General features: G+C 29.2%; 15 protein-coding genes. All 15 read right to left on the bottom strand.

Annotated features, from left to right (window positions below):
• Positions 1-6: 6 nt before the first annotated feature.
• Positions 7-1,194: a right-handed parallel beta-helix repeat-containing protein gene (locus BMX53_RS15905; protein ID WP_143061438.1), complete on the bottom strand. Its 1,188-nt coding sequence runs from the start codon at positions 1,192-1,194 to the stop codon at positions 7-9.
• A complete protein-coding gene (locus BMX53_RS15900) occupies positions 1,157-2,272 on the bottom strand; it encodes an EpsG family protein (RefSeq protein WP_074747529.1) in 1,116 nt (371 codons plus the stop codon). Before BMX53_RS15900 ends, BMX53_RS15905 begins: the two co-directional genes overlap by 38 nt.
• A complete protein-coding gene (locus BMX53_RS15895) occupies positions 2,273-3,385 on the bottom strand; it encodes a glycosyltransferase family protein (RefSeq protein ID WP_074747526.1) in 1,113 nt (370 codons plus the stop codon).
• The gene (gene wecB, locus BMX53_RS15890) at positions 3,385-4,503 is read right to left on the bottom strand and encodes a non-hydrolyzing UDP-N-acetylglucosamine 2-epimerase (RefSeq protein ID WP_074747524.1); all 1,119 of its coding nucleotides are present in this window, start codon (positions 4,501-4,503) and stop codon (positions 3,385-3,387) included. The genes BMX53_RS15895 and wecB overlap by 1 nt, the downstream gene beginning before the upstream one ends.
• 6 nt (positions 4,504-4,509) lie before the next feature.
• On the bottom strand, positions 4,510-5,550 hold the full coding sequence (locus BMX53_RS15885) for a glycosyltransferase (RefSeq protein ID WP_074747521.1): 1,041 nt from the start codon (positions 5,548-5,550) through the stop codon (positions 4,510-4,512).
• On the bottom strand, positions 5,551-6,219 hold the full coding sequence (locus BMX53_RS15880) for an acetyltransferase (protein WP_074747518.1): 669 nt from the start codon (positions 6,217-6,219) through the stop codon (positions 5,551-5,553).
• Positions 6,212-7,171: a hypothetical protein gene (locus BMX53_RS15875; protein WP_074747515.1), complete on the bottom strand. Its 960-nt coding sequence runs from the start codon at positions 7,169-7,171 to the stop codon at positions 6,212-6,214. Before BMX53_RS15875 ends, BMX53_RS15880 begins: the two co-directional genes overlap by 8 nt.
• A 1-nt stretch (position 7,172) precedes the next feature.
• Positions 7,173-7,880, bottom strand: coding sequence for a WbqC family protein (locus BMX53_RS15870; RefSeq protein WP_074747513.1), 708 nt, complete (start codon positions 7,878-7,880; stop codon positions 7,173-7,175).
• A gap of 2 nt (positions 7,881-7,882) precedes the next feature.
• Positions 7,883-8,767 carry an HpcH/HpaI aldolase/citrate lyase family protein gene (locus BMX53_RS15865; protein ID WP_074747511.1) on the bottom strand — a complete coding sequence of 295 codons (885 nt, stop codon included), beginning with the start codon at positions 8,765-8,767 and terminating at the stop codon, positions 7,883-7,885.
• Position 8,768: 1 nt separating this feature from the next.
• Positions 8,769-9,224, bottom strand: a complete 456-nt coding sequence (locus BMX53_RS15860; RefSeq protein WP_074747631.1) for a MaoC family dehydratase — start codon at positions 9,222-9,224, stop codon at positions 8,769-8,771.
• Positions 9,214-10,047 carry an aldolase/citrate lyase family protein gene (locus BMX53_RS15855; RefSeq protein WP_074747509.1) on the bottom strand — a complete coding sequence of 278 codons (834 nt, stop codon included), beginning with the start codon at positions 10,045-10,047 and terminating at the stop codon, positions 9,214-9,216. Before BMX53_RS15855 ends, BMX53_RS15860 begins: the two co-directional genes overlap by 11 nt.
• A gap of 8 nt (positions 10,048-10,055) precedes the next feature.
• Positions 10,056-11,129 carry a DegT/DnrJ/EryC1/StrS family aminotransferase gene (locus tag BMX53_RS15850; RefSeq protein ID WP_074747506.1) on the bottom strand — a complete coding sequence of 358 codons (1,074 nt, stop codon included), beginning with the start codon at positions 11,127-11,129 and terminating at the stop codon, positions 10,056-10,058.
• The gene (locus BMX53_RS15845; protein WP_074747503.1) at positions 11,129-12,571 is read right to left on the bottom strand and encodes a lipopolysaccharide biosynthesis protein; all 1,443 of its coding nucleotides are present in this window, start codon (positions 12,569-12,571) and stop codon (positions 11,129-11,131) included. The genes BMX53_RS15850 and BMX53_RS15845 overlap by 1 nt, the downstream gene beginning before the upstream one ends.
• Complete coding sequence (gene rfbA, locus BMX53_RS15840; RefSeq protein ID WP_074747500.1) at positions 12,572-13,444, bottom strand: glucose-1-phosphate thymidylyltransferase RfbA; 873 nt, start codon at positions 13,442-13,444, stop codon at positions 12,572-12,574.
• Positions 13,445-13,623: 179 nt separating this feature from the next.
• On the bottom strand, positions 13,624-14,281 hold a 658-nt coding region (locus BMX53_RS15835; RefSeq protein WP_143061437.1), incomplete at its 5' end, for a dTDP-glucose 4,6-dehydratase.

Here is a 14,281-nt window from a genome sequence, read left to right as displayed (position 1 = left end):
ATCTTTTTAAATATCAATTACAATATTACTAGAACTTCTTCTCTTAAACTCTTCATTTAAAAATTTATTAGAATTTAATATACTCTTTTCATTCCCTTTCATTTCAACCCCTTCAAATATTATCGTTGGCGTATATAAATAGTTACCAGAACTTTCTGCTAAAAAAAACTTATTACCTTCGCCTGATAAAAATTTTAAATGAATCTTTCCTGCTATTTTCTTAACTTTTTTTTCATAGTCATTTCTTAAACCTGGAATAGAAACCACCGTATTTGAATATTGGTCAAAACATGACTCAATACTTATGTCAACCTCTCTTTTATTTTCACCTAATAATCCTCCTAAATAAATCAAATAACCATTTTCTCTATTATTAAAAGAATTAACATTAACTAACTTAATATCTTTTAACGTATCTTCATTCGTATTAGGTTCTAAATCAATTCCTGACATTGGTAATGTTCCATTAGTATTTGATACCGTAATATCTTTGATTACTACTACCTCTCCACTAACAATAGATATACCATTCCTTCTATTATTGTCAATCAATCCACCATTTATATTTATATTAGAACTAAAGCCATTAATTTTATTTCCGATATAAATACCATCTCCCCAACATTTACTAATAATCGCATTAAAAATATTAATATAATCCGAGTTTAAAATATTAATACCCATACCCCATTCTCCAATTTTATTCAAATGGCTATCCCTATCCCCTACAATTCTTGGATTAATTAAAGTTACATTTTTAATATCTTTTATGTTAATTACTCCATAATTAGGTTTAGAACTTGCCTTAAGCCATATATAAGAATTCTCTTGAAACACTAATACACTATTACTACGAAGATTAAGTCCTTTATCATTAACTAATATGGGAAAATTTGGAAAAATCAAATTTGAGTTATTATCAATAGCCTCTTGAATATATAAAGTATAATCAACATCCCCCTTATTACTATAACCCTTAGGAAGGTATTTCTCTACATGTATAAGATCTCTTATCTCAGGAACACTTGATTTTTTAATTAAACTTTTAGGTACAGTTTTATACTCAAAAGTATCAATAACAAAGAAAGAACTTGAAATAAAAACAAAACATGTTAACACAATTACTTTCAACTTATCTGATTTTTTACTAAAAAAACTACATATAATGTTGTTCACGTATACCTTTTCTTTCATTGTAATTTTCTTTTTCAAATAAAATGTTTTTATACTTATAGATTTCTTCATTATATCCTATAAAAGTTCTTAAACTAAGGAATATAAAAATCAAGATAACAATTAGTCCAATACCTCTTTGCTTTTTAAGATAATTCATTAAAAAAACGTAGAACCATATATATCCAAACATAAACAAATTAGCGAATCTATTTATAAAAGATTGTGATGTACTAAAATAAAAATAAACAAATAAATACAATAAGCACATATTAATTAACAGAAGATACTTCTTATCTACTTTATCATATATCTTAATCACAACGCAGCACAAAATTATCTTTTCAATTATACCAAAAGAAATTCCATATGAAATCTCTTCTTCTCCTGTTGCTTGATTCATTAAATGTTCAAGTCTACCGCCTAATAATTTTCCAAGCATACTCAAGAATTCTTGATAAAAATTAACTTGTGAAATATAAACAACTAGGCCTACAAAAAAAACTCCCCATAGCACACTCTTTTTAATTTTAAGTTGTCTTAAAAAAGGGATAGCAAAAAACACAACAGCTGAAAGATGAAAGAAACAAGCTAATAATACCATTAAGAAATACATTTTTAGCTTCTTCTGTTCTAGCAAATGCAATGAATTCATTACAATTAATATAGATATAAAGTTTCTTTGTAAATCAATCAATACAATAGGAAAAAGACTCAGGACAAAAATATAAGGTAGCACTACACTTGAGAAGTATTTGTTAATAAACCTATCCAACAATATTAGTTGCAAGAGAGTTATTAAGGTTACTGTATAAAAATAATCTAAACCTATATATTTACATCCTTTTACTATTAAAGAAAAACCAGGTTCATAATCTGTAGGTAACCATTCACCCCATTCGGTAAACTCAAATGAAATAAGATAATTAAACCAATCACTTCCAACATAACCTCTAAAACCTAAAAAGAAACTAAGAAAAATAAAAACAAAGACTCTCAGACGATTCTTAATTCTTCTATTGTTAAAATATGCTTCAATACTAAATAAAAAGAATAAAACAAATAATACTAACAAATAAGGTCCACTATTTACTTGCATCTAACTAATTTTAAAATATAATTCTCTTAAATCGACAGAGTTATATAACAAAGTACTTCCTTTACTATAATTGGAATAAAATTTATCTATCTCTAATATCTTACTAGCTATTGATTGAGCTTCATCACAACTAATTTCACCACATTTAAACTTTTTAAACAAAAAATCCAATGCGGGCACATCATTAGAAATCATTGGTATACTAAATTTACTATATTCATAAATCTTGTTTGGAGCACAGTACAAAGTATTCAATGTTTCACTTATATTATTTCCTCCGCTATTATACACTAATATGCCAATATACGCCATTTCTGTTATTTGTAAATGCATAGGAGGAGTAACGTAATTAAGAAACCTAATTCTATCTGAACTATACTTAGACTTAAGTATAGCTTTGTATTTATTATCTCCTCCCATAAGACATAAAACATAATCTTCAGGTAAATACTCCATAGCAAGACAGAATTCATCTAATTTACGTTCTGGATAATTAAATATTCCTTGATATAGAATTACTTTTTTATCTACTAAATCTTCTAACTCTGAAATATCTTTTTTTTCTACACTCTTAACAATAGGTTTATTAGGTATAATAATAGGAAGTTCTTTTAAACTAAAATACGATTTTGTTATATGTGCCCGATTATACTCACAACATACTACTTTATATGCACGTTGAAGTACTTCTTTATAGTTTAGCATTGGTGATAATAATCTATACTTAAGCTCCACAACAAAAGTAGGCGTTTCAAAAAGATATATCACTGAGCTATAATTTGAAACTATAGTATATAACAACCATGCACACTTTTCTCCAAAAAAATAGATTCTACAATATTTTTCATCAAACTCCTTAACTATACCTTTGACACGTTTTTTAAATAAGAGATAACGGAACATCTTCTTTACAATATTATCTTCTAGTTTATTATCAATTACATTGTAATAAACCCCTCCATTATCAATAAAATCTCTAATAAAATACTCATCACTACAATAACCTATTAATACTATTTTTTTATTTTCTTGAAATAAAAAAGAAATAAACGAAAGTATTGGAGGGTACTTAACAATATCATGTTCAAAAATTAATATATGAGTATCTTTCATTATAAATTAGAAATAAATTCAACAATACGTGAACATGCCTTACCATCTCCATATGGATTATGTAAAGCTGACATTTTTGCATAACAGCTAACATCTGTCAATAAGTTATTAGCCTCATTAACTATTTTATCCTTATCTGTTCCTACTAAAATAACTGTTCCTGCTTCTACTGCTTCAGGACGTTCTGTAGTATCACGCATTACAAGTACTGGTTTACCTAAACTAGGAGCTTCTTCTTGAACCCCACCACTATCAGTTACGATCATATAACTCTTATTCATTAACCATACAAATGAAGGATAAGCTAAAGGATCTATCAACTTTATATTATCTCTCCCTGAAAGAATTTCATACACAGGTCCCTTTACATTAGGATTTAAATGTACAGGATATATAATCTGTACATCATCATGAGTAGTTGCAATTTCTTCCAGCGCTTCACAAATACGAATAAAACCTTCTCCATGATTTTCACGTCTATGTCCTGTTACTAAAATAAGTTTCTTAGTAGAATCAACAATTTGTTTTAAATTATCTATCTCTTCATTTTGCAAATCTTCAACTCTCTCTACACTTTCTAATAAAGCATCAATCACTGTATTTCCAGTAATTAAGATATCTTTCTGTTCGATATTCTCTCTAAGTAAATTCTCTTGAGATGCTGTAGTTGGAGCAAAGTGATAATCTGTTACTCGTCCTGTTATTTGTCTATTTATCTCTTCTGGAAATGGTGCACGTTTATTATGTGTTCTCAGTCCAGCCTCTACGTGACATACTTCTGCTCCACTATAAAATGCAGCAATACTTGCTGCCATAGTTGTAGTAGTATCTCCATGTACATAAACATAATCAGGCTTAAACTCTTCTAAAACATCCTTTAAACCAACTATAATATCTCCTGTTAAAGAGTACAAATTCTGGTTAGGTTTCATTAAATTCAAATCATACTCAGGTACGATATCAAAAAACTCTAAAACCTGGTCAAGCATCTCTCTGTGTTGCGCGGTTACACATACACGAGTATCAAATTGATCATTATACTTTTTAAACTCTTTTACCAAAGGAGCCATCTTAATAGCTTCTGGTCTTGTACCAAATACAATTAAATTTTTTTTCATATATTTCTATTTATTCCTGAGAAAAAAAAAAACTTTTTCTTTAAAATTCTTAATTCTAAATTTTACAGTTAGTATCGTTCGTTTAATATAAACAATTATAGCATCTTTTTTTAAGTCCTTTAATTGCTTTTTGGTCTTACTACTTAAATACTTCTCAAAAAGTGTCTTATATTCACTATTAAACAAAAAATATCTTAGTACTAATGAATTATAAACATCTATTGTCTCTTTTTTAAACTTATTTGACAATTGAAACTCTTTATTAGAAATAAAAAAAAGAATCATCTCTTTACATGACAACTCAAACCTTAATGCCTTATCAATAACAACCATATTACTTGCAGTATTATCACTTCTTCTATAAACGCTTGTAGATATATCTAAATAATGAACTTTTTTATTAGGCATTGATACCATATACGCCCACATAGGAGTATCTCCCATAAGCACTTTCCCTTGCATTTCACTATATATTTCAGAAGAAAAATACTTTCTTAAATATTCGTTTCGTAGCATTACTGTTGCTGTACGTACAATATATCGATGGTTCAATATATCTTCAACTGTGACAGTACTTTTTACATTATCAAAATTATTACTTTTACGGTTAATATCATTGATTCTTCTCTCAAATACATTTTCTTTTTGATAAAAGATATCACAATTTGTATTAGAGAAAATTACATTACTATCATTTTCTAGAATATCAACCTGTTTCTGTAACTTATACATATCAATCCAATAATCATCTCCCTCACAAAAAGCGACATACTTACCTGATACTTCTTGATAAACGATATTAGAAACTCTACCTGGCCCTTTAGAGTACTGATTTTCTACTTGATAAATATTTTTAAATAAATCTGGGTAGTTACTCTCATATTCTTTTATAATTCCCTGACTATTATCCAAAGAGGCATCATCATGTACTATAATTTCATAGACAAAATCAGTTTTTTGATTAACTAAACTTTCTAAACACTCTCTAATATAATTCTCATGATTGTAACTAAGACAAATAATAGATACTAGTGGCTCTGTTTTCATTTAAAGAGGTTTTATTTTAGACTCAAAAGATTTAGCAGGATTACCTTTTACTTTAGTCTCATTATCTATTGATTTAATAACGTTACTCGCCATAGCAACAAAACAATAATCACCTATTGTAATATAATTGTTAATTGAAGAGTTTAATCCAAAAAAATTAGCTTTTCCTATTTTAGTACTACTACCTATAACGTTATGAGCTGCGATAAAAGTATAATCATCAATAGTTGTATCATGCCCTATTAAAACATTAGAATGTAAAGTACAAAAATTCCCAAGTATACTTTGTGAGTTTACTACAGAATTCGCTAATACTACAGTACCATAGCCTATTTTTGCACTTCTTGAAACAATAGCTGAAGGATGAATAAAGCTACCAAATCTTTCCAAAGGTATTCCATAAGATAACAATAATTCTATGCGTTCCTTCATTAAATCAGGTCTAAACAATTGAAATATGAATTTCACATCAGAATCATTTTTATACTTTTCAAACACTTCATATGTTTTACACAAAATAGGAAATCCAGCAATTTCATCACCAAAACTTTCATCATCAAAAGCAAAACCAAGCATTTCGACATTAGCTCCTTTAACTTGAGCATCATAAATATGTTCTGCTACAACAATAGCACTTCCTTTTCCTCCAATTATTACAAACTTATCCATTCTTAATTACTTTTATAATTTTCAACATATCTCTTTGTGAATATCTCTGATCAATAGGTAATGCAACTATCTCATCTGCTAATCTATAAGAGAACTTTTCTTCATCACACCAATTTTCAACATTAGGCCAATATTTCGCACAATAAACTTTATTATCAATTAATTTCTTTCTCAATACACCTCCATTTAAAACTCTAAAAGGGTAAACTAATGGAACACATTCCTCATCAATATCAATCTTTAATAAATTATTATTTTCTAGGTAATTATGTAAAAAATTAAAATTTTCTAATCTTTTCTTTTTTACAAGATCATAATCAATACTACTTAATATCTTCTCTGTCAAAATTGACATCGCTCTTGTATCATTAAACTTTAATTTTTCATCATTAGCTATAAAATCCTTATAACCAACATTAGCCCCACATTCTATTCTCTTCAATAAATGTAGCATCCTTTCATGACTAAGATCTTGTTCTAAGGTAATATTATAAGACAAATTAGAGATATATCCACCATCAGATACACCTACAAATTTACGTGGAGAATAAAAGCTACACCATTTAGTCAGTGGTCTAGAAAATAAAGCTTGAGCATTGTCAATTATTAGTTGACCTTTACCAAAATCTTTACTGAATTTTTTAATAAATTTATCCTTTATACCAAAATAGTTTGTATAAAGAACTGAATCTTCATCTTTTAATAAATTACAATCCATTATCGGCTCCAAATTTTCATCAACATCATAAAACTCATAATTTAATCCAAGTTTCTCAAGAGGCTCCAAAATAACATCACAAGTATAATAGGGAATGAAAACTTTATTAACTTTTTTATTCCTTAATATAAGCTCTAGAGCATTTCTACCTGAATTTACTTTTAATAGATTAAAATGTAGATATTCAGATTTACTTTCTAACTCTAATTCAAAATAACCTCCTATCTCACTCATATTAAACCAATTCGTACTGTTCTAACATATCTTTAATTTCTTTGACATCATTAAACATCATAACGTCTATAATTGACAGCCAAGGAACAAATTCATTTTCGAACTGTTTATAAACAATCTCATTTGTCTTCAGAAAATTAAGCTTTATACCTTCCTTTAAAAAAGATTCTTTATTATAAAGTTCCATACCTCCTATAGGATTTACATAAGATTTACTATTTTCTTTGCTACAGATATCATAAATTCTACTTTCCCTACTTAAATCTATATTATCATATATCCTGGAACTTTTAATTATTTCAGTCTTAATATTTAGAAACTTACAAATTAGAATTATAGAATTATAATTGTATTCCGAAATAGAGATAGTCTCTTCAATTTCAACAATCTTCTTCAATAATAAGAAAACCTCAGAAAAATAGGGTGCTTTCTTATATGACTGTTCAATAGATATTAGAAGTTTCTTACACCACTTATCATACAATCTCTTATTAATCACAATTTCATCTATCTTTTTAAAAGCACTACTTCCTTCTAAAGGTACTGTAAACAAAAACTTCTGATTATTTAATAATAAATTATTACGATTAATCCAACCTCCCTTTATATAATTAACATCATCATAGATTACAAATTTATCAACTGCATTAATAAGTTGAATATATCCAATATAAGGTAAAAAATACGGTTGCATAATTGCAATTTTCATCCCTACTTACTTTTAATTAACAAATCTTTTAACAATATTTTCTTAGCAGCTTTTATCATAGGAGGTCCTATAAACTTACCTCCTTTAATAGCTACACCTTCTCCATTATTTGCAGCTTCTTCCGCTAAAGTAAGCATCTCACGCGCATCTAGAACATCTTGATCTGTTGGAGAATAATATTGATGAACTAAAGGTAATTCCTTCGGATTCAAAACTAACATACCTTCAAAACCTAAATTAACAGAGTTCTTTAAGTTCACCTCTAAGTCCTCTAGATCATGAACTCTTACGTGAACTGTATCAATAGGTATTACGTCATTAGCTCTTGCACCCATGGCAATAATTGCTCGTGGTACTTGTAAACTATCATGTGCTATATCATGATTCCCTTCTAAGTCTGTAATAAAATCTTCTGACCCATAAGCTATTGCAATAACTCTTGCAGAAGCTTTACATATATCTTGAACATTTAAAACTGCAGCAGAAGTCTCAATCAATGGAATAATCTTAAAAGTCCCTATCTCAATTCCTTTTTGATATTCTATAATTTCTAACAATTTATCAAAAAAATACACGTCCTCTCCCGTTTTTGCCTTAGGATACATAAATCCCTCTATTCCATCTACAGTAAGATCTAATACATCATTTAATAATTCTCCACTTTCTCTATCATTTACTCTAGGAAACAAAGTCTTCCCCTTGAACTTTCCACTTTCCAGGTATTCCAGAATCATTGCCCTTGCAATTTTTTTATTTGATAATGGCTGTACTGAATCTTCAATATCTAATAAAAGTACATCTGCATTTTGTCTGCTGGCACTTTCCATTAATTTCCTATTATGACTAGGTACAAACATCAAACTACGTAACAAATAATCTCTTCTCATACTATGTTCTTTTCTTAATCAATACTTTCCTTCTAAAACTTAGTACAGCAATATTATTCTGATTATAAGCTATACTTTCCACATATACAATACCTCTATCATTACTTGAAGAAGATTCTCTTTTATCTAATACTTCAGTCTTAACATAAATTGTATCATTAATAAACGTTGGGTTTAAATGTTTTACAGATTCATATTCTAAATTCGCAATAGCCTTACCACTAATATCTCCAACAGTAATTCCCACTGCTACACTAAAAACCAAAGTACCTACTACTAAAATCTTGTGATGTTGCTGTTGTTCTGCATAATCTAAGTTTATATGTACTGGATGATGATTCATAGTCAATAAACTAAACAAATTATTATCACTTTCAAAAATAGTTTTAGATAAAGCATGCTCAATTATTTCACCTACTACAAAATCTTCATAAAAATTACCAAATTCACTTTTCATTTTCATATTTTTTTAAATATTTAATTGCATTTTCTATATGTGGTTTTTCAATAACTTTTCCATCAAGTACAAAAGGGTTAATTTCCTTTGAAAAAATACCTCCTGGAATATTTCTAACAATTTTCCTGGCTTCTTCTAAAAGCTCTTGTTCTTTCACTTTACTAGCTTCTAACCACTTAACTTGTATCGGATGAATCACAAGTTTTGCCTTATAACCAAGACTTACTCCACTTAATACCTCCTTATTAAACTCAATATTATTAGCAATATTCATACTAGCAATATCAATCGCTTCTATATTAAATGCTGAACAGTATAATAGAATATTTTGTCTTAAGCTATAAAAATTACTCTCAATACTTTCAAAACCACAAAATGTAGCTAAATCATGAGAACCCAAAGCTATTCCTTTAACTTTATTAGTATCAACTGAATTTATACGCAAAACCTCAAAAAGTTGTAAGTATAACATTGGATGTTCAACCAATAGAATAATTTCAATATCATATTCTTTCAAGAAAAACATTACTTCTTTAAATTCCTCTAGAGATATCAATTTTGGTATCATAATTTTTTTTACCCCTAAATCAAAAAATCTTTGTAAGAAATCAAAATCAATACATTCATTAAAATCATTTCTTAAAGGAATTCTATACCAAAATCTATCAAAACTTTGAAGAGTCTCTATTTTCTTAAAAATATCATCCCGTTGATCGATTAAAAGTGAATCTTCAAAATCAATAATTAATTCATCAACTCCTAATTCTAAAACTGAATATACTTTATAAAGCTTATTTCCTGGAACAAAAAAAAATGATTTCATAGTAATATCTATACGTTAATAATAACTGAAACTATACGATTAATTTCTTCTTCTTCTAAATCGTAATAAAAAGGTAAACAAACAGCACGTTTTGCAATATCCTCAGTATTCTCTAATAACTGCTTTGGTAAATATGGCAGTGCAGACGCCAAAGAAGGATAAAAATATCTCCTCAAATGAATATCTTCTTTTGCTAATGCTTCTCTAACATTTAACAATAGCTCTTCACTTTCTAATACCAAAGGAAAGTAAGGATAATTCATTGTAGCTCCCTCTCTCCATACTGGCTGTACAGCAGCAAATCCTTTTAACCCTTCTGTATAAGTCTCATACAATAACTTTCGTTTAGTGTGAATTGCATCGATATACTTTAAATTAACTATTCCCATAGCAGCGTGCATTTCTGAGTTTTTCCCATTTAAACCTAAGTCAGAAAATGTATCAAATCCAGCTATACCAAAATTACGAATACGTTGCAACTTAGTATTTAAATCTTTATCCTTAGTTACAATAAAACCACCTTCAATACTATGATATAATTTTGTAGCATGAAGAGAACATGTAGAAATATCGCCATACTCAAAGATTGATCTACCTTTATACTCAACACCAAAAGCATGAGCTCCATCATAAATCACTTTCAGGTTATGCTTTTTAGCAATGTTATCAATAGCCTCAACATCACAAGGATTGCCATAAACATGTGTCGCTAGAATAGCAACTGTGTTTTCTGTAATAGCTTCTTCTATCTTACTTGCATCTATTGTTAATGTTGTTGGTTCTATATCAACAAATACAGGTTTACATCCCTCCCATACAATAGTACTTGTAGTAGCAACAAACGAAAAAGGAGTAGTGATAACTTCACCTTTTAAATCCAAAGCTTTAATAGCCATTTGCAAGGCTACAGTTCCATTAGTTACAAATAAAAGATTACTAACACTAAGTCTATCCTTTAATTTCTCCTCTAGTTCAGTTGCTAACGGTCCCATATTGGTTAACCATTGGCGTGCCCAAACTCCTTTTAATATATCTTGATACTCTTCCATTGGAGGAAGAAAAGGCTTTACAACTGGAATCATTATCTTCTAATTTTTTCTTTAATCAAATTTATACTATAAAATAATGGAGTAGACTTTATCATATAATTTATACTCAAATAAATCCCCCCTCCTAAAACAAGTCCTATAGCTATTTTGACAATATCATATTCAAAATTTACAAAACTATATAAAATTAAAACAACCATTACACTCAAAAGTCCACTTACAAAAGTAGGGAACATATCTTTAAACTGCTGCTTTTGTGAATAGTTGATCATATCTGCACTATAATGTGTATTTATTAATAGAGCTATATAAGATGTAATTACACTACTAAAAACTAGCCCATAAATACCAAAACAATAGCCTATACTTATAGCTAAAACAATAACCACCTTTTTTATTACCTCTAACTTTAAAAATAAATCACTACGTCCATATACCATAAAAACATTCAAATTAAAAGCATGAATAGGATAAAACATTGTACCTAAACATAAAATTTGAAAAAATGGAACTGCAGCTTCCCATTCTTGCCCTAAAATTAAATTAAACAATGGTTTCGCAATAGTAGCCATTAACAGCATCAAAGGTGCAATTAGAAAAAAAGCTAAACGTAATATTTTACGATATACTGAACCTACTTTCTTTTTATCCTCCTGAATATTAGCTAACAGAGGGTAGGTAACTTTTGAAATAACCGAAGTTAATACAGTTACTGGATACATATTAAGTGTTTGAGATCGCTCATAAAACCCTAATGTAACAGGATTATACAATCTTCCAATAACTATATTATAAATATTTTGAAAAATTGTATTAATCAAACCAGACAACATCAATTTATACCCAAATCTATAATGATATTTTGCTTTTTCTCTAGAATATATAAAATTTGGTCTCCAGTTAGAATTCCACCACAAAATAATAGATTGAAGAACTTGTGTACTTAAATACATCCACACGATAGCAAAAGCTCCATATCCATGATAACCTAAAATAAGCCCGACTATTACTCCGACTAAAGTGCCTGGTATATTTATTTTTGCTATCTTTTTAAAATTCATTTTTTCAGTTAATCGTACCAATTGTACAGCAGAAAAGGCAGAAATAATAAAACTAATACAATACAATCGGATTAACCTCACTAAAACACTCTGATTAAAGAAATCAGCTATCCAAGGGGCACTGAAAAAAAGAATTAAATATACTAATATACTAATACCAAGATTCATCCAAAAAACAGTCGAATAATCTCTACTATCTTTTTCTTGTGCCCTAATCAATGATGAAGTTAGACCACTATCTGTCAGCGACGTACCTATGGCTATAAATACTGTTATCATTCCAACTAAACCAAATTCTGCTGGGCCGAGCCATCTTGCTAAAATTAATGTTGCAATAAAAGATAAGCCTCTCAATACAAAAGTATCAACGACTGTCCAAATTACACCTCCTATAGCTTGATTCTTTAATGACATCTATAAATCGAATCTCTTTTTAATATATTCGTAATAATCTCCTTTCATACCTATCACTTTCTCCATCATCTCCTCTCTTGATACCCATTTATAAGTTAAAGCAATTTCTTCCAAACAAGCAATCTTCAGCGAAGTTCTCTTCTCTAAAGCTTTCACAAATTCAGTAGCTTCTGTTAATGACTCATGTGTACCTGTATCTAACCAAGCAAAACCACGGCTCATAGTCTGTAATTTCAGCTGATCTTCTACTAAATAAGTTTGATTTACAGAAGTTATCTCTAACTCTCCACGATGAGAAGGTTTTACTTCTTTCGCGATTCTCACTACAGAATTAGGATAGAAATACAATCCTACCACTGCATAATTAGATTTAGGTACTACAGGCTTTTCTTCTAGACTCAACACATTTCCTTCACCATCAAACTCTGCTACTCCATATCGTTCTGGATCTTCTACATAATATCCAAATACTACAGCCTTTTTATCATTTTTTACAGTTTCTATAGATGCTTTTAACAACTTCTGCATTCCAGCACCATAAAATATATTATCTCCTAATACCAAACATACATCATCATCTCCAATAAACTCCTCTCCAATAATAAAAGCTTGTGCTAAGCCATCAGGACTTGGTTGTTCTGCATAACTCAATTGAATACCAAACTGACTACCATCTCCAAATAATTTCTTAAAGTTTGGTAAATCATGTGGTGTAGATATAATTAATATCTCGCGTATCCCTGCCAACATCAATACCGATAAAGGATAATAAATCATCGGTTTATCATATATAGGTAACAATTGCTTACTTACTGCTAATGTTAAAGGGTGTAGTCGTGTTCCTGACCCACCTGCTAATATTATTCCTTTCATTGTTTATGTCTTTTTGTTTTCTGTGATTCTGTGTTTTTGTTTTAGATATTCTCTTTAAACAAGAACACAAACCAACAAATAGTATTTTTTAGATGCAAAGTATTGCATCTCTACATTTCATCTAATGAAACCTATCAACGTCTTACATTTCTGTAAACCGTTAACAGTAAACTATAAACCTATTTATATTGTTCATTATAATAATCAGCGTATGCTCCACTTGTTACATTATCTAGCCAATCTTGATTATTCATATACCATTCAATAGTCTTAGCTAATCCTTCTGGGAATGTAACAGATGGTGACCATCCTAATTCCTTATTAATCTTAGTAGCATCGATAGCATAACGCAAATCATGTCCTGGTCTATCTTTTACAAACGTAATTAACTGTTCACTTTCACCTTCTGAACGACCTAAGACAGCATCCATTTGTTTACACAACTCTCTAACTAGGTCTATATTCTGCCATTCGTTAAATCCTCCAATATTGTATGTCTCTCCATTTCCACCCTTGTGGAATACATCATCAATTGCTCTAGCATGATCAATAACATATAACCAATCACGCGTATATTTTCCATTCCCATAAATAGGTAGTGGTCTTTTATTGATAATATTGTGAATACACAGTGGAATTAACTTCTCAGGGAAGTGATTAGGTCCATAATTATTAGAACAGTTACTCACTACATAAGGCATACCGTAAGTCTCTCCATACGCACGTACGAAATGATCTGAGCTTGCCTTAGAAGCTGAATAAGGTGAATTAGGATCATAAGCTGTTGTTTCATAGAAAAAACCTGTTTCTCCTAAACTTCCATATACTTCATCAGTA

Origin of the sequence: Myroides marinus, assembly GCF_900109075.1 — a bacterium.
Lineage (GTDB): Bacteria > Bacteroidota > Bacteroidia > Flavobacteriales > Flavobacteriaceae > Flavobacterium > Flavobacterium marinum_A.
The sequence above is the reverse complement of the archived record's forward strand: the minus strand, read 5'-3'. Positions and strand labels throughout refer to the sequence as shown.